Below are 16,739 nucleotides of genomic sequence, written 5' to 3'. Positions count from 1 at the left end.
TCCATGTTTAAAAAGGTATTACATAAGCATTGGCTTGCTTGGCTAGACAAACGTATTCCGCCACATTCTTCACATGCTCTGAATATGCGGTCGGTGTTTATTTTGCCGAGCCGTTTTGGCTGGGGATTTATCGTGATGTGTATGTGCTTGTTTCTGTTAGGCACTAACTATCAAAACAACCTTATGCTGTTATTAAGCTATTTGTTACTTAGCGTAATGTTACTTACTTTGTTTTACAGCTATCAAAATTTTGCGGCTATTGCCCTTAGCGCATCCTCTCCAAAAACCGTATTTGCTAATACGTCAGCACACCTTACCCTCAATCGGATGCAGCACTCAGGCTATAAAACTACACCGGAAGGCTTATTGCAGGCGCATTGGCTTGAGATAAATAAGCGTCAGCTGCCGAAGAGAAAAGATACGAGCACTATCACTTTTGATATTGGCAATCGAGAACAGCGACTGACTGTTCCTTTATTACTTCACACTAGAGGTGAGCACAGACTCCCTCGAATTACCTTTAAAAGCGCCTACCCTTTCGGTTTGTATCATTGTTGGGCTCACTTAGATTTCGACGTGAAAATCATCGTGTATCCAGAACCTAAAGCTGGACCGGTATACGAAGTTGTTCACAACACGGAAGATGCCGTCGGTGGTAAAGAAGATGACCGACAAGGTAATGAAGACTTTTTTGCCCTCACCGATTTCATTGAAGGCGAACCGTTAAACCGCGTAGCGTGGAAGCAAGTCGCTAAAACAGGAAATTGGGTGGTAAAGCAGTTTAGCGAACAAAAAAGTGATGACGTATTTTTAAGTTTGCCGACTAACACCCCGCTAGAAGAAGGATTAAGTGCATTGACTCAAAAAATAGTGTCGATGCAATCGCAAGGTCTGAACTACGGTTTAAAACTAGGTAGTGCAACCTTTACCCCCAATAATTCTATTTCACACATGCATCAATGTCTGAGCGCACTGGCGACCTACCCCAACGCACCTTTTGATCCTAGTTCGGCTAAGTCTTCGAGTCATGCATCTATCTCTCCGGCAGGTACTCTTGCCGCCTCTCTTGCCGCCCAAGCTGCAGACAACAGTGATTTCCAAGGGCGGAGTAAATGAACCATAAAGCTAATATGCTGCTATCCACCTGCTTTATGGTACTAACCCTTAGCCTGCTTACCCCATTGCTAACTTGGGTGATATTACTTGCCATATGCGCGGTTATTATGCAAAGCGCGTTGTATTTTAGGTGGCAAGAATATAACCCAAGTAGCCGTACCGTAAATTTGTTAGCCGTACTATCCTTAATAGCCCTAGGCTGGTTCGGTCTTTCTATTGGTTTGCTTAACAGCATGATTAACCTTTTAGTGATTGCCTGCTCACTGAAGCTTATGCTGCTTTCAAAAACGAAAGATTTTTTACAGCTATTCTGCTCGTGCATATTTCTTGTCGGCTGTGGTTTTATTTTTGCTTTAGGTATTGAAGCATGGATAGGCTATGTCGCGGTTATCGTTCTTTTGTTCACCGCATTGTCATTGGTATACGCCCCCACGAGAAGCTTTAGGGTGTCGATGCGTAAATCGTCGATAATACTGCTGCAAGCATTTCCCTTGGCTGCACTGTTATTTGTAGTGGTGCCGCAGTTTCCTCCTCTTTGGCAAATGCCTACGTCTAAGTCTAATGAAACAGGGTTATCAGATTCGGTCACGCCAGGGGATATTGCCTCGCTGGCGAGGTCATCTGATTTAGCGTTCACCGCTACCTTTGAGCAACGCCCACCATTGGCCGAACAGCGGTATTGGCGCGCCATGACGATGGAAGCCTTTGACGGTAAAACGTGGACAATTAGCCCACGACGAAAGCAAGCTGAAGCACAGCTTAAAACCATGGGCCGACGTGTTGCGACGCCTTCAACTGATGCATCACTTCCCCCCTCAGAAAACTATCAATTGATTGTAGAGCCCAGCAATCAACGCTGGCTGTATTCTCTTGATGTATCGGCTGAAAACACAAATTTAGACAATCCTGAGATGCGGCGTCAGTTCAATTATGCATTGCGAGCGGCGCGTCCAATTGTTGGCAAACGAGCGTTCTATTTAACTTATTATCCAGAAACGCCACTTGTTAGTGAGATATATGATTTTGATTATCAACTTAATATTCAATACCCAACGGACAGCAACGTACGAACTCAAGCGTGGGTAAAGCAGCTAAAAGCAAATGCGCGAAGTGAGGGAAGTATTGCCAATGATATTCTACGCCACTTTAAAACCAGCGGATTTAGTTACACCTTACAACCTGACGCTATGCCGAACTCGCCCATCGACACTTTTATGTTTGAAGCAAAGGCGGGATTTTGTGCTCACTATGCCAGCGCCATGGTGTTTGCCCTTCGGGTTGCAGGCATTCCTGCTCGTATGGTGACAGGCTATCAAGGTGGCGAATTATTAAGTGACAACGTAATACAAGTTCGCCAGTACGATGCCCACGCTTGGGTAGAAGCATTAATAGACGGCGTATGGGTGTCGTACGATCCTACTAGTATGGTGGCACCATCACGCATTACCTTTGGATTAGAACAAGCGTTAGCCGATTTTAATGAAACTCGCAGTGAAGGCATGTTTAAAAATTTAAATTCAGCTGAACTGTTTTTATCTATAAGAGGATGGTTTCGCCAACTTGATTATCAGTGGAGTAGATTAGTTCTGGGTTTTGATAACCAAACTCAAACGGATTTGCTAAAAAAGCTTCTTGGCGATTTAACCTCTCAGAAAATGACGTTCTTCTTTTTGAGTCTTCTGGTGATAGTCAGTATTTTTCTGCTTGTGCTGTTCTTTCCTCTTAGAAAGAAGTCGACCGTGCCTACACATCAACACATTTATTTAAACGCTGTTGAGTTGGTGTCGAATTTTACTAAGGTAGCGCGAGAGAACAAAGGCAGCACCGCATACTTCAAACAAGTGAAACCTTTTTTACCAACAAAGGCGGCCTCGCTATTTAACTCGCTCACCCAAGATTTTGAACATGCACTATATCAAAGTGCCACAGATGAAAGTCGCGATAGCCGAAGGCAAAAAGAACGAGCAATGAAAGATACACTTGCCGCGTTAAAAAAAGACTTAAAGCAAACCAAAGCCAAATAACGCTAGAGTCAGTCAACAATAAAAAGTCTGAGGTGGAATATTGGTTTATTAACCACCAATTCGGTGCACCCTAGCACTTCATTTGCACCATTGTGGTTTGAAGCTGATTACTTTAATCATTTATTAGCGTAACTAAATAATAATAACCCAATGATTTAATTGGAGTTATCATTAAAATGCTTTTTTGGCACTATTTTCGCTAATCTTTTAACAGTACGAGTCGGTTTGTAAACTGGCTAACACAATCTATCGAATTGGATAAAGACGTCCACAACCTTCTTTGGAAACAGGGAATGGTGTGGACGTTTTTTTTTGTTCGTTTGTTCTATCGATGAAAGCAGTGATGTGGCTCGTTATTTTAAATAAATTACAAATCAGGGTGATTAATTATGGCTTATTTACTTCCCGCCGAGTTTGCTACGAAAATGGTAGATGCCGGTGAATCTAAAATTTACATGTCTACACGAGATACGCTGATCCGCGCATTTATGGCTGGCGCAATATTAGCGTTAGCGGCTGTATTTGCTATTACGATTGCGGTGCAAACCGGCATCTTCTTACTGGGAGCCGTTTTGTTCCCGGTGGGTTTTTGTATGCTGTATTTAATGGGCTTCGACCTATTAACGGGTGTATTTGTATTAACCCCACTTGCTTGGCTTGCTAAGCGACCGGGTGTTACCCCTAAACAAATTTTACGTAACTGGGGCTTAGTATTTTTAGGTAACTTTGGTGGCGCACTTACTGTTGCCTTTATGATGTCTTTTATTTTCACCATGGGTTACAACGTAGATGGTGGCGCTATTGCTGCTAAAGTAGCTAGTATCGGAGAAGCGAGAACATTAGGTTACGCAGAACATGGTACTGCAGGTTGGTTTACTATTTTTATTCGCGGCATGTTGTGTAACTGGATGGTATCACTTGGCGTAGTTGGCGCGATGATCTCTACTCATGTGAGCGGTAAAGTATTGGCCATGTGGATGCCTATCATGCTGTTCTTTTTCATGGGTTTTGAACACTCTGTTGTGAACATGTTCTTATTCCCATTTGGTCTTATCATGGGTGGTGAGTTCTCTATCATGGATTACTTCGTGTGGAATGAAATTCCAACAGCGCTAGGTAACCTTGTTGGTGGTTTAGCGTTTACAGGTTTAACGATTTACAGCACACACGTTAAAACTGCACCTAAGCGTAAAATTGCTGTTGCTGAAAAAGCGCCAGCAAAAGCCGCTACAGTATAAGTTAGCAAGCCCGGTACGTTTCCTCTGTATCGGGCTTTTTTAATATGCAGATTCAATCCTTATCACTTCACTATAGCGAATGCAGTAGCGCCGGCGTTAAGCCTATAAATCAAGACGCTTGCGATGCGTTTATTCCAGCTAGTAACAACCCAGCTTTATCATTAAAAGGCGCCGCCTTTGCACTTGCCGATGGCATAAGTAGCAGCACGGTTAGCCAAATAGCCAGTGATTTAGCAATTAAAGATTTCATAAAACAATACTTTTGTACCCCTGAAACCTGGGGAGTGGTGCAAAGCGCTAAAACCGTTATACAAAGTATTAATGCCACTTTATATACCAAAACCCAGCAAAGCCCTTTCTGCTATACCCCTGATAAGGGCTATGTATGCACTTTTTCTGCGGTTATCGTTAAAGGCGATACGGCACATATATTCCATGTGGGTGATGCTAGAGTCTGCTTGTATTCGGACGATAGGGTACAGGTCCTTACCCAATCTCATCGAGTAAACCACTCACAGCATGAGTCTTATCTCGCTAATGCACTGGGTGTGCATGCGAATGTCGACATTGATTACCTCGCGGTCCCGCTAAAAGCAGGCGATACCCTTGTTCTAATGACAGATGGCGTTTATGAATATGTTTCATCCCCCACGCTTGCCTCACTTATATCGCCGATTTATGCCTCTGAGGATGACGCTTCTACTCATAGCACTTCTAGTCAAAACACTTCTATTCCAAAAGCTTCTATTGCAAAAAAGAGCGCCAAGCCCCTCGCGCAACGCCTTGTAGATCTTGCGTTAGAAAACGACAGTGATGACAACGTTTCTTGCCAATTTATAACGGTAGAGAGCGTGGGCGATGGCAAGTTTTTAACGCCGGAATATACTGTTGATGAAACATCACTTCCCATTATTAAGCAATTGAATGTAGGGGAGACAATAGACGGTTACCGCATTGAGCGACAGCTATACCAATCGGCTAGAAGCCATGTTTTCTTAGCTTGGGATGAAAGTACCAAAGCACATATCGTTATTAAAATACCCTCTACTGAACTGGCAAACGACAGCCATTACCTTGAGCACTTTGCGTTAGAAGAATGGCTAGCACGACGAATTAAATCTAACCATGTAATTAACGTACCTACTCGTATTCAGCCGCCTTCATGTATGTATACCATTAGCGAATATATTGAGGGGCAGAACTTAACCCAGTGGCTAACCGATAACCCTAAGCCAGATGTTGAAAAAGTGCGAAGTATTATTGAGCAGGTAGCACAAGGCTTAATGGCCATGCACCGAGAAGGGCTTCTCCATCAAGACATTCGCCCTGAAAATATCATGATTGAATCCTCTGGCAACTGCAAAATAATAGACTTAGGTTCGGCCCGTGTTGCTGGCATTAGTGACGCATTATTTGAACACGAGAGTGATATTATGGGCACCGCAGCTTATGTTGCCCCAGAATACTTCTTAGGCGATAGTGGCTGTGATCAATCCGACCTTTACTCTCTTGCCGTACTCACCTACTACTTACTCAGCAATCGTTTTCCTTATGGAACACAGGTAGCCAAAACCCGCACCGTGGCGGCGCAGCACAAACTTAAATACCAATCGGTCCTTGATGATAGACGACCTATTCCAGCATGGATAGACGCAACGTTGAAACGGGCGTTGCAGGCTAACCCTGAAAAGCGTTTTGCCAGCTTATCTGAGTTTACCTATCACCTTCGACACCCTAGCCCCGCTTTTCTTAACCGCGTGACCGCGCCATTAATACAACGCCACCCACTTAAATTCTGGCAGGGACTGACCCTGCTGTTAGTTATTAGTAATGTAATTACCTTCATACTGCTTTATGGCAACAACTAACTTTTATCAATAACCCGTATCACTCAAAAAAGGAAATGCAATGATTACCAATCGAACTCAAGTTACCGACATGATCCAGTCTTCAAAAATTTCTAAAGGCATTAAATGGAGTGAGATTGCCCAAGCGGTAGGACAATCAAAAGAATGGAGTACCGCCGCGTGTTTAGGGCAAATGGCGATGACTAAGGAACAAGCGACGGCTGTGGGCGAAATGCTAGAACTGAGTGATGAAGCGATTGCTTGGTTACAAATTGCGCCTTATAAAGGTTCGTTGCCGACCGAAGTGCCTACCGACCCGCTTATCTATCGCTGGTACGAATTAGTCAGTGTTTACGGCACAACCTTAAAAGAACTTATTCACGAGGAATTTGGTGACGGCATTATGAGCGCTATCGATTTCTCAATGGATTTACAGCGCGAGAACGATCCTAAAGGTGACCGCGTAAGTGTGGTGATGTCTGGAAAGTTCTTACCGTACAAGATGTATTAATTAGCATTTAGCAACAAAAAAGCCCGTCTGGTATACCAGACGGGCTTTTATATGCTTAACACTAAGGTAAGCATGAATGCTTACCTAGTTAGTAGCTAATTACTTAGCTGCTTTACGTGCTTTAGCTTCTTCCATTACTTTGTCAGCTACGTTTTGTGGACAAGCTGCGTAGTGTGAGAACTCCATAGAGAACTGACCACGACCAGATGTCATTGTACGTAGTGAACCGATGTAACCGAACATTTCTGATAACGGAACGTCTGCCTTAATGCGAACGCCAGTTAAACCAGCTTCTTGGTCGCTTAGCATACCACGACGACGGTTAAGGTCACCGATTACGTCACCAACGTGATCTTCTGGCGTAAATACGTCAACTTTCATGATTGGCTCAAGAAGTTGTGCACCCGCTTTAGGAATAGATTGGCGGAAAGCGCCTTTAGCAGCGATTTCGAACGCGATTGCAGATGAATCTACTGCGTGGAAACCACCGTCATAAAGTTCAACTTCAACGTCTAGTACTGGGAAGCCAGCTAGAACACCTTCGCCCATCATTGACTTAAAGCCTTTCTCAACAGCAGGCCAGAATTCTTTCGGTACGTTACCACCAACAACAGATGATGTGAACGTAAAGCCAGAACCCGCTTCGCCAGGCTTGATGCGGTAGTCGATTTTACCGAACTGACCAGAACCACCAGATTGCTTCTTATGCGTGTAGCTATCTTCAATTTCTTGAGTGATAGTTTCACGGTAAGCAACTTGAGGTTGACCAACAATAAGGTCTACACCGTAAGTACGCTTAAGAATGTCTACTTTGATGTCTAAGTGAAGCTCACCCATACCTTTAAGGATGGTTTCGCCTGAATCTTCATCAGTTTCAACTTGGAACGAAGGATCTTCTGCAATCATTTTACCGATAGCGATACCCATTTTCTCGTTTCCGCCTTTATCTTTAGGCTGAACAGCAATCGAGATTACTGGAGTTGGGAAAACCATTGGCTCAAGTGTTACTGGATCTTTCGGATCACAAAGTGTGTGACCAGTTTGTACGTTCTTCATGCCTACGATAGCAATGATGTCACCCGCTTGTGCGCTAGATAACTCAATACGTTCGTCAGCTTGCATCTCAACCATACGGCCAACACGCTCAGTTTTACCAGTGAATGAATTAAGGATGGTGTCACCCTTGTTCAATTTACCAGAGTAGATACGTACGAATGTTAGTGCACCAAAACGGTCATCCATGATCTTAAATGCTAACGCTTTAAACGTTTCATCAGCAGATACGATTGCATGTTCGCCATTTTCGTTACCTTCTTCATCCATAAGAGGCTGAGGATCAACTTCTGTAGGAGATGGTAAGTAGTCAACAACAGCGTCAAGTACTAATTGAACACCTTTGTTTTTGAATGCAGAACCACAGAACGTAGGGAAGAAAGCAAGGTCACGCGTACCTTTACGGATACAACGCTTGATGTCTTCAACCGAAGGAGTTTCACCTTCCATGTACGCTTCCATTAGGTCATCGTCTTGCTCTACAGCAGTTTCGATAAGCATTTCATGGTATTCATCAACTTTGTCTACCATGTCTGCAGGAACGTCTTTAATTTCGTAGTTTTCAGGAAGACCAGTGTCATCCCAAACGTATGCTTGTTTAGTCAATACGTCTACTACACCTACGAAGTCATCTTCGATACCAATTGGTAACGTCATAACTAGTGGTACAGCACCAAGTACTTTACGTACTTGCTCAGTTACACGGTAAAAATCAGCACCCATACGGTCTAATTTGTTTACGAATATAATACGTGCAACTTCTGATTCGTTAGCATAACGCCAGTTAGTTTCTGATTGCGGTTCAACACCACCAGAACCACAGAATACACCGATACCGCCGTCTAATACTTTTAGTGAACGGTAAACTTCAACTGTGAAGTCAACGTGTCCTGGAGTATCGATAACGTTGAAGCGGTGATCTTTCCAGAAACAGCTTACTGCTGCCGACTGGATAGTAATACCACGCTCAGCTTCCTGTTCCATGAAGTCAGTAGTTGACTCACCGTCGTGTACTTCACCGGTTTTATGGATTTTACCAGTAAGCTTCAAAATACGTTCTGTAGTGGTAGTTTTACCCGCGTCTACGTGGGCGAAAATACCAATGTTTCTGTAAAGGGATAAGTCTGACATTAGTTCACTTTCATTGATTCAGAGTAAAAAAACGGCCGGATTATAAAGGATTTCTGTACAAGAGATACACCTTTATTTAGCACAAACTCTGAAAACGTTTGTGAAAAACCGAGCCACCATTAATTTTTTATTTAAATATCAATAATATAAGAATATTAGATATTTTTTTAAAAATAACAAAAACACACCTCGTTTCACGAAGTGCGTACAATCGTTACTGTAACTTCATCTCTGTCATGATAGAGATGTCTTACCTTGACAGTGAATGCATCGTCTAACGCATTCAATCTGGTCATTAACGTCGACATGGCCTCTATTACGGTTTCATATCGTCGTTTCATGGGTAGCTTTAAATTAAACACTGCATGAGTGGCCCAATGTTTTACCAACCAGTCACCCATCAGCTTTGCTACCCGATCGGGTTGCTCTATCATATCACACACTAGTAAATCTACACGACCAAATTGTGGTCTGTAAGTAAACCCGTCTGCAGCATGGTGTTCAACAAGCCCTGTGCTCATTAAGCTGTCAGCAATAGCCCCATTATCAATCGCTTCAACGTACATTTCGCGTTTAACTAGTTGATAAGTCCATCCACCAGGGCATGCACCCAAGTCTACTGCTCTGCCGCCAGCGCGAAGTACTTCACGTTGCTCGTTAGCACTTAACATGTTCACCAAGGCATCTTCCAACTTAAGGGTTGAGCGGCTTGGTGAATCGGACGGAAATTTTAATCGGCAAATGCCTAAATGGTCATTAGAGCGATATCCAGAAAGACTATAGCCTATATAACAGGTTTCAAAAGACTCGAAGAAAACATGCAGTTTAGGCTTAACCTCGTTTTCCTTTGGTGATAACCAGCCCTTCTTTCTTAATGCCTGACGAAGAGGAACGGTAAACTTCCTACAAAATTTCGCAAGGGTTTTACCGTCTTCCGTATCTGGGTATTCAACATCGATGGCACCGAATACACCATGAGCACCAGTAAGCGCTTCGAGCGACACGTCTTCTAGCGCGTCGAGTACTTGTCCTACTCTATCGTCTTTTTCAATATTATTAAGCGTAGCGAACACACCTATTAATTGGCGGGGAAATATAGACTCGCTTACCGCGAACAATGCCAATGCATTACCTAGGCTCGTATTATCGTACAAATTATAATGTACAAAGCCCGTATTCGATTTTGATACCGGATAGCCAAAGTATTCTTTTTCGCCGTACCGAGTAGCCAGTTCATTGGCGGTGTCGTTTTCATAGCCAGGGCGACAATAGGCCAAAATGCTAGTCATTAGTTTTTCCTTTGAATACAGCTACAGCCAATGCTATCCAACCGATAATAAAGCAAAGGCCGCCCAAAGGCGTAATGGGGCCAAATAACCCGTTACCGGTGACTGCTAATAAATATAAACTGCCACTGAACAGTGCACAGCCAACCACAAAAAGTGCAGCTACCGCGTTAAGCCATTTAGGCGAACCGTATGCCGACAATGCGGGCAGCGCCACAATGGCTAAACCATGATACATCTGGTAGCGAACACCAATTTCAAATGTAGTCAGTGCCGATGGTGCTAATATTGCTTTTAGACCATGCGCGCCAAAAGCGCCCAGCATAACTGCAGTAGCCGCCAAAAGAATGCCAGCACACAGCCAGAGTTTGTTTAGGCCTTGCTTATTACTTAGGCTCTGATTAACAGACCCTGTGTTATTTGTTGCCTTATTCAAAGCACCTGCCCATGACATTGAGTGTAAGTTAAACCAAAGGTTAAATGGTGGTTCATTATTTATTTACGCGTGCTTTTATAAAATCAGCTGTCGATTTAGCCGCGCATTCTATATGGGTCTCTAACGTAAAGCCACTTTGCTTTCTGGGTTTAAAACTGTGATCGCCGTCTGTTAGGTAAGAAACCGCAATAGTACTCGATAACGCATAGGCACTTACCTCATCCTTCGTCCCGAAGGTATCACGCTCGCCTTGCAGTATAAGCAGTGGCTTTTTGAGCGTTTTTAAATGGGCGGTTCTGAGTTTATCTGGCTTACCTGGAGGGTGAAAAGGATAACCAAATGCTATGGCGCCTATTATCGATTCAGCTTCATCAAGTACCATGGTCGCCATGCGCCCTCCCATAGATTTACCGCCAATAAACGTCGGTACGCTAGTTTGGGTTTTAGCCACCTCGTCGATAAGCGACGCAAAGTGTGAGAGTAATTTTTCGGCTTTATCTGGCGGCCTACGCTTTCCCGTTTCCATCATGGTTTGCATATAGGGAAAGTTAAATAATACCACTTCAATATTATGGCCAGTTAACTGAGAAGCCATTGCCTGCATAAAATCGTGGTGCTTACCTGCACCCGCGCCGTGCGCAAGAATAAGGCGTGCTAAAGGTGCGTTAGTCTTTCCATCCGTATTTACCGAATGAATTTCAATATCAAACATCGACTGACTCATTATCTGAATTATTTCTATATGTAAAATTCATCACTCTTGCTCTTCTTCAACCAAGCCTAAGATCCACTCTCTGAAAGCGGCAATTTTACCAAGCTCAGCTTGGGATTCTTCGCACACCAAATAAAAGGCATCACGACTTTCTACTTTCTCTTCAAAAGGCATAATTAATCGCCCTGCATCTAATTCTGGACGGGCAAGTACGGTATTACCTAACGCAATCCCCTGCCCCAACGCGGCAGCTTGCAGTACCAACATAGAATGACTAAAAACCGGTCCTTGGTTTACATTCACGCCCGACACACCCACATGTTTAAGCCAATTTTTCCACGCCGCGCGGCTTAAGTCGTGAAGCAGCACGTGATGACGTAAATCTGCCAAACTCGATAACGGCTTAGGGCCATTGAAAAGCATAGGGGAACATAATGGTGTTAGGAATTCACGGTGCAGTTTGTCTGCTTGCAACCCACTCCAGCGGCCTTTGCCATAGTAAATAGCAACATCTACGTCATCGTCTAAAAAGCCTTCATCGAAGTCTACCGCTTTTATTCTTACGTCTATGTCCGGTTGCGCCACACTAAATTGACTAATTCGTGGCACTAACCACTGGCTGGCAAAGCTCGGCGGCATGGCAACAGTTATTGCGCCCTTACTGCCTCTTGCGAGTAGTCTTTCCGTCGCTTCTTGCAGGTTTTTAAAGATATCTTTTAATTCAAGGAAGTAAGCCTGGCCTTCCTCGGTTAATAACAAGGTTCTGTTACGACGAATGAATAACTTCATCGATAAGAATTCTTCAAGCGCTTTAATTTGATGACTGACCGCGGCTTGCGTAACAAAAAGCTCATCCGCCGCTTTAGTGAAACTCAAATGCCGGGCAGCCGCTTCAAAGGCTTTTAGCGCATTTAGAGGGGGAAGACGTCGATGCATGTTAAGAAATAAATCCTGTGTGATCTACTCATACTATAGTAGCAGTAATCGCATTAGTTTTACTAATGATAACCCATACTTTTACTCGTTTTATTTTTGCACGAGTTTTGGCTATTATTTGCGCGAACTTTGGAAAGAGCTACGAATATCAACTCTTTACAAAGCCTACTTGTTAAACAATTTAACAAGTGGAAACATATTTTTAAATTATTTTTATTAGGTGTGAAAATGAAAAAACTACTACTAGCTAGTGTATCTGTAATGGCTTTTGCAAGCGCTGCTGCGAATGCTAACGTACAACCAGAAAAGATCAATCTTCAATCATTAATCGCTACTGCGATGACCAGCGTAAACATGGCAGACGTATTGCCTGAAAACGACGCTCACATTGTTGTTAAAAAGCAGTCAGCTGCATTGCTGGCAGAAGAGACGCAAATTGCGTTACATAAAAACTTACTTGCCATGGCGAAAGAAAAAAATAAAGAATCTACTGTATTAGTTGCTGAAAGCGAATAATACACGCCCACACCTGATACGCATGCCGGTGCAACGCACCGGCATTCGCCATCAGACTTGCCTAGGTATTACTGGTATCTAACGGCTCAAATCCTTTCACCAATTCATCTAACGCTTTCATTTGCGCTAAATACGGCTCAAGTTTTGCCAATGGTAACGCACATGGACCATCACATTTTGCTTCATCCGGATTAGGATGTGCTTCAATAAACAACCCAGCAAGGCCCAACGCCATTCCGCTTCGTGCTAATTGTGCCGCTTGAGCACGACGACCATCGGCTGATGTTGCTCTGCCTCCTGGCATTTGCAGCGCATGGGTAGCATCAAAGATTACCGGTGCGTAGGATTTCATTGCATCCATGCCCAGCATATCAACCACAAGGTTGTTATAGCCAAAGCTACTACCACGTTCACATAAAATGACTTTATCGTTACCCGCTTCACCTAATTTAGTAATGATATGACGCATTTCATGAGGCGCTAGAAATTGCGGTTTCTTCACATTAATTACGCTACCGGTTTTAGCCATAGCAACCACCAAATCAGTTTGACGGGCTAAAAACGCGGGGAGTTGAATAACATCTACCACTTCAGCAACGGGTGCGGCTTGGTGAGGCTCATGAACATCGGTAATTAATGGCACATTGAAAGTAGATTTAATTTCTTCGAATATACGCAAGCCCTCTTCCATACCTGGACCACGATAAGACGTTACCGATGAGCGGTTTGCTTTATCAAATGAAGCTTTAAAAACATAAGGAATACCCAATTTTTGGGTAACTTCAACATAATGCTCAGCAATGCGCATGGCAAGATCGCGAGACTCTAATACATTCATTCCGCCAAAAAGCACGAAAGGTAAGTGATTAGCAACTTCTACATCGCCAACACGAATGATCTGTTGAGATTCAGACATAATTAATTCGTTATCCGTTAATTTCTAGAATAAGGGTTGTTTGGTAACTGCCACCATTGCAGTTGTCATCAGTACCAGGAGCGCGGCAATGAAAAAGGCCCAGCGGCCCACGGTGGTTTTTGCTTTTTTAAGGGCAAATAACCCAAGCACGATATAAGCGATAACGCCAGCTAACTTAAATGTGAGCCATGCATTTACAATGGGATATTGAGACAAAATAACGCAAAGCCAAATAGCACTGGCTAGTAACAGCGTATCAATAACATGAGGCACAATTTTAACCCACTTTTTGGTTAAAATTGTGGCGTCGAATTGTGACCAGATAAAGCGAAAAATAAACAGTAAAATACTTAATCCTACTGCGGTTAAGTGCAGATGTTTCGCCATCATATACATACAATAATTCCTATCGTTCTTAAGTTTTGATTATGTAATTATTCGTTATTGTACGTTATTTATGGGCATTCGACTAAGTTAAACATACTCAGGAATATCAGGGTGCTGATGCTGAATGGCCATGAATTTTTCAATATGGTTCAACAAGTAATCAACCAATTGAGGGTCGAAATGCCGCCCTCTTTCTTCATTGATAACCTTTTCAACCTTGTCTAATGGCCATGCGGTTTTATAAGGACGGGGATTGATTAACGCATCAAACACATCTAGCAACGTTGCTATGCGACTTTGCTGTAAGATGTCTTGCCCTTGAAGCCCTTCAGGATAGCCTTTGCCATCCCATCGCTCATGGTGTTGTCGTGCTAATGTGGCGGCTAGCTGAATTGTGGGTCTAGAAGAGTCTTTTAAAATCTGGTAACCAAATTCGGCATGCTGACGAATGGCAAAAACATCATCTTCTGTCAAAGGCTCAGTTTTACGTAAAATAGTGACAGGTACACGAGAATTGCCTACGTCATGAAGAGATATAGCATGCTTGAGTAATCGCACATCATTTTCATTCATGCCTATGCCACAACCCATAACCTCTGCCATCGCACTCATTCGCGCAATATGGTTGCTGCCCTGCCCGTCATGTTCCATCGCTTTACCTAAGCGCTCAATAATTTCCCGTTGCGTACTTTCTACGTCAATGGTTTTGAGCACATTATCAAACGCTAGTTGAACACTGTTTGAAAAACGCCTAACCAAATGCTTGTCATTTTCGCCAATCCGGCGAGGTAAACCTGATAAATACAATAAAGCGCCGTTTTGCGTTTTACTGTTGCAATACGCCACTACGTGGTCTTCCGCATACACAATTTCGCGGTCGCGCATGGCGCGCTTGCACAGTTCATATTCTTCAGGTGACACTGCATCTTTTAATAGCACACCTTCTTTATCTGAATATTCACCGTTGCCAGCAAAAACGTACAACTCATTAAGATCGAGTGCATTTGTAGGATTAGGTGATGCATCGGGTGTGGCCGCTACCGCCGTGGTGATGTAGGCAGCATCTTTCGAACACCCTAAAATAGAAGCCAGTTGCTGAATAATGCCTTGCATAAATTTTTCGAGCGAACTGGATGAAAACAAATCCACAGACGCATCAATAATTTTTTCTAAGCCTGCACGGCTCTCTTCAATCACAATAATATCGCGATAAGAACGCAGCGCGGCAATAATAACTGTGAATAGCTTTTGTGCGGTTAGTTCTGTTTTCGATTTATAGTCATTGATGTCGTAATTGATAATGACATCTTTTTCAGGCGCTTGTCCTGGCTGTCCAGTTCGAAGGATAATACGCGTAAAATGGTTATCGAGTTCGTTGCGAACATATTCAGCAACCAGTAAGCCCGCATCGTCACTTTCCATAACAACATCAAGTAAAACCACTGCAATGTCATCATGCTCTCTGAAACAACGTTTTGCTTCATCACCGCTATAAGCACTGATAAATTCAAGGGTTTTACCATTTAAGAAAAAGTCGTTGAGCGCCAATTTTGTGATGGCATGAACCTCGGGCTCATCATCAACAATAAGAATTTTCCATGTGCCCAGGTCTTCTACAACATCTTCTTCATCATCGTCGATGAAAAGTAAATCGTCGTTCATCTGTAACTTCCTGCTCCCAAAATACTTTTAAAATACTAATGCAATACGTATTTTTAGCAAGTCCCTATATAACAGTAACAAAATAGCAGTATCAAATGCTTATCTTGTGGTAGGTAGATAACCGTATGTGACTCGGTCATTCCCACCATAGTCTTTTTCGGTGCACACGTTCACAAAGCCGTGGGCGTTTAACAGATCGCCAACCGCTTTTGCTTGATCAAAACCATGCTCAAAAGCCAGTAAGCCACCTTCTAATAAATGGGCGGGTGCAAGTGCGATAATGTGTTTTATATCATCAAGCCCATCGGCGCCTGATGTAAGCGCTGATGCAGGCTCAAAGCGCACATCACCTTGCTGAAGAAAAGGGCTGGATATTTCTATATAGGGCGGGTTGGAAACGATAACGTGAAATTTTTCATTCGCTAAATTGTCAAACCAACTACTTTGCTTAAATTGCGCATTAGTAATGCTATTAAGCGCCGCATTGCTAGTGGCGAGTTGAACAGCTTCATGCAGTAAATCTACACCTGTAATATTTGCAGTGGGCAATTCAGAGGCCAGCGCGAGGGCAATTGCCCCTGTACCTGTACCTAAATCACAAATGGCTAGCTTATTATCTTCTACCTCAAGGGCAAATTCTGCTGACGCTATACAAGAAAGAGTTTGCTCTACTAGTACTTCGGTATCGGGGCGAGGAATAAGGGTATGGGGCGAGGTTGCTAAACGTAAGGTCCAAAAGTCTCGGCTACCCGTTAGGTACGCCACAGGAATACCTTGGGCGCGTTTGGCCACCAGATTTTTGTATTGAGAAATAGCGTCGACGCTTAAGGTTTTGTCCGGCCATGTAAAAAGATAAACCTGAGGTTTATCTAATACATGGCTTAACAATACTTTTGCATCAACAGCTGGCGATTCGCCTTCATGTAACTCGGCTACCGCCCACGCTAATGCGGCGTCTATACGCATGG

At 43.3% G+C, this 16,739-nt stretch carries 15 protein-coding genes; 6 read left to right on the top strand and 9 right to left on the bottom strand.

From position 1 onward, the window contains the following. The first annotated feature begins 3 nt into the window (after positions 1-3). From ALT761_RS07180 to cynS, 5 genes are all read left to right on the top strand, one after another. Positions 4-1,116 (top strand): DUF58 domain-containing protein, encoded by a 1,113-nt coding sequence (locus tag ALT761_RS07180; RefSeq protein ID WP_129737600.1) that lies wholly within the window; start codon positions 4-6, stop codon positions 1,114-1,116. Continuing rightward, positions 1,113-3,140, top strand: a complete 2,028-nt coding sequence (locus tag ALT761_RS07175) for a transglutaminase family protein (protein ID WP_129737598.1) — start codon at positions 1,113-1,115, stop codon at positions 3,138-3,140. Before ALT761_RS07180 ends, ALT761_RS07175 begins: the two co-directional genes overlap by 4 nt. A 389-nt stretch (positions 3,141-3,529) precedes the next feature. Continuing rightward, positions 3,530-4,378 (top strand): formate/nitrite transporter family protein, encoded by an 849-nt coding sequence (locus ALT761_RS07170; RefSeq protein WP_013784673.1) that lies wholly within the window; start codon positions 3,530-3,532, stop codon positions 4,376-4,378. A gap of 44 nt (positions 4,379-4,422) precedes the next feature. Beyond that, a complete protein-coding gene (locus tag ALT761_RS07165; protein WP_129737596.1) occupies positions 4,423-6,246 on the top strand; it encodes a protein kinase domain-containing protein in 1,824 nt (607 codons plus the stop codon). 40 nt (positions 6,247-6,286) lie between these two features. Beyond that, entirely contained in the window at positions 6,287-6,736 is a 450-nt protein-coding gene (gene cynS, locus ALT761_RS07160; RefSeq protein ID WP_013784675.1) for a cyanase, read from the top strand. Positions 6,737-6,835: 99 nt separating this feature from the next. Here the strand turns inward: cynS and fusA are convergent, their stop codons facing one another. The 5 genes from fusA to ALT761_RS07135 all read right to left on the bottom strand — a co-directional run bounded on the left by fusA (position 6,836) and on the right by ALT761_RS07135 (position 12,290). Further along, entirely contained in the window at positions 6,836-8,920 is a 2,085-nt protein-coding gene (fusA, locus tag ALT761_RS07155; protein ID WP_013784676.1) for an elongation factor G, read from the bottom strand. 194 nt (positions 8,921-9,114) lie between these two features. Then, positions 9,115-10,209, bottom strand: a complete 1,095-nt coding sequence (gene rlmM, locus ALT761_RS07150) for a 23S rRNA (cytidine(2498)-2'-O)-methyltransferase RlmM (protein ID WP_129737594.1) — start codon at positions 10,207-10,209, stop codon at positions 9,115-9,117. Next, on the bottom strand, positions 10,202-10,531 hold the full coding sequence (locus ALT761_RS07145) for a DUF423 domain-containing protein (protein WP_232043584.1): 330 nt from the start codon (positions 10,529-10,531) through the stop codon (positions 10,202-10,204). The genes rlmM and ALT761_RS07145 overlap by 8 nt, the downstream gene beginning before the upstream one ends. A 166-nt stretch (positions 10,532-10,697) precedes the next feature. Then, a complete protein-coding gene (locus ALT761_RS07140; RefSeq protein ID WP_129737590.1) occupies positions 10,698-11,354 on the bottom strand; it encodes an alpha/beta family hydrolase in 657 nt (218 codons plus the stop codon). 42 nt (positions 11,355-11,396) lie between these two features. Further along, positions 11,397-12,290, bottom strand: coding sequence for a transcriptional regulator GcvA (locus tag ALT761_RS07135; RefSeq protein WP_013784680.1), 894 nt, complete (start codon positions 12,288-12,290; stop codon positions 11,397-11,399). A 228-nt stretch (positions 12,291-12,518) separates the two neighbouring features. Between ALT761_RS07135 and ALT761_RS07130 the strand changes: the two genes are divergently transcribed. Beyond that, positions 12,519-12,806 carry a hypothetical protein gene (locus ALT761_RS07130; RefSeq protein WP_013784681.1) on the top strand — a complete coding sequence of 96 codons (288 nt, stop codon included), beginning with the start codon at positions 12,519-12,521 and terminating at the stop codon, positions 12,804-12,806. A gap of 61 nt (positions 12,807-12,867) precedes the next feature. On the opposite strand, the gene kdsA is transcribed toward ALT761_RS07130, so the two are convergent. The 4 genes from kdsA to prmC form a co-directional block, all read right to left on the bottom strand. Continuing rightward, complete coding sequence (gene kdsA / locus ALT761_RS07125) at positions 12,868-13,722, bottom strand: 3-deoxy-8-phosphooctulonate synthase (RefSeq protein WP_013784682.1); 855 nt, start codon at positions 13,720-13,722, stop codon at positions 12,868-12,870. A 24-nt stretch (positions 13,723-13,746) separates the two neighbouring features. Continuing rightward, positions 13,747-14,118 (bottom strand): SirB2 family protein, encoded by a 372-nt coding sequence (locus ALT761_RS07120; protein WP_129737588.1) that lies wholly within the window; start codon positions 14,116-14,118, stop codon positions 13,747-13,749. Between the two features lie 78 nt (positions 14,119-14,196). Beyond that, entirely contained in the window at positions 14,197-15,771 is a 1,575-nt protein-coding gene (locus tag ALT761_RS07115; RefSeq protein ID WP_129737586.1) for a DUF3369 domain-containing protein, read from the bottom strand. Between the two features lie 99 nt (positions 15,772-15,870). Then, positions 15,871-16,737, bottom strand: coding sequence for a peptide chain release factor N(5)-glutamine methyltransferase (gene prmC, locus ALT761_RS07110; RefSeq protein WP_129737584.1), 867 nt, complete (start codon positions 16,735-16,737; stop codon positions 15,871-15,873). Between the last annotated feature and the right edge of the window lie 2 nt (positions 16,738-16,739).

This window comes from Alteromonas sp. 76-1 (assembly GCF_900654235.1).
Taxonomy (GTDB): Bacteria; Pseudomonadota; Gammaproteobacteria; order Enterobacterales; family Alteromonadaceae; genus Alteromonas; species Alteromonas naphthalenivorans.
The sequence above is the reverse complement of the archived record's forward strand: the minus strand, read 5'-3'. Positions and strand labels throughout refer to the sequence as shown.

Coding starts and splice junctions, on each gene's coding strand:
- ALT761_RS07180 (WP_129737600.1), top strand. CDS start 4: ATGTTTAAAAAGGTATTACATAAGCATTGGCTTGCTTGGCTAGACAAA.
- ALT761_RS07175 (WP_129737598.1), top strand. CDS start 1,113: ATGAACCATAAAGCTAATATGCTGCTATCCACCTGCTTTATGGTACTA.
- ALT761_RS07170 (WP_013784673.1), top strand. CDS start 3,530: ATGGCTTATTTACTTCCCGCCGAGTTTGCTACGAAAATGGTAGATGCC.
- ALT761_RS07165 (WP_129737596.1), top strand. CDS start 4,423: ATGCAGATTCAATCCTTATCACTTCACTATAGCGAATGCAGTAGCGCC.
- cynS (WP_013784675.1), top strand. CDS start 6,287: ATGATTACCAATCGAACTCAAGTTACCGACATGATCCAGTCTTCAAAA.
- fusA (WP_013784676.1), bottom strand. CDS start 8,920: ATGTCAGACTTATCCCTTTACAGAAACATTGGTATTTTCGCCCACGTA.
- rlmM (WP_129737594.1), bottom strand. CDS start 10,209: ATGACTAGCATTTTGGCCTATTGTCGCCCTGGCTATGAAAACGACACC.
- ALT761_RS07145 (WP_232043584.1), bottom strand. CDS start 10,531: ATGCTGGGCGCTTTTGGCGCGCATGGTCTAAAAGCAATATTAGCACCA.
- ALT761_RS07140 (WP_129737590.1), bottom strand. CDS start 11,354: ATGTTTGATATTGAAATTCATTCGGTAAATACGGATGGAAAGACTAAC.
- ALT761_RS07135 (WP_013784680.1), bottom strand. CDS start 12,290: ATGCATCGACGTCTTCCCCCTCTAAATGCGCTAAAAGCCTTTGAAGCG.
- ALT761_RS07130 (WP_013784681.1), top strand. CDS start 12,519: ATGAAAAAACTACTACTAGCTAGTGTATCTGTAATGGCTTTTGCAAGC.
- kdsA (WP_013784682.1), bottom strand. CDS start 13,722: ATGTCTGAATCTCAACAGATCATTCGTGTTGGCGATGTAGAAGTTGCT.
- ALT761_RS07120 (WP_129737588.1), bottom strand. CDS start 14,118: ATGTATATGATGGCGAAACATCTGCACTTAACCGCAGTAGGATTAAGT.
- ALT761_RS07115 (WP_129737586.1), bottom strand. CDS start 15,771: ATGAACGACGATTTACTTTTCATCGACGATGATGAAGAAGATGTTGTA.
- prmC (WP_129737584.1), bottom strand. CDS start 16,737: ATGCGTATAGACGCCGCATTAGCGTGGGCGGTAGCCGAGTTACATGAA.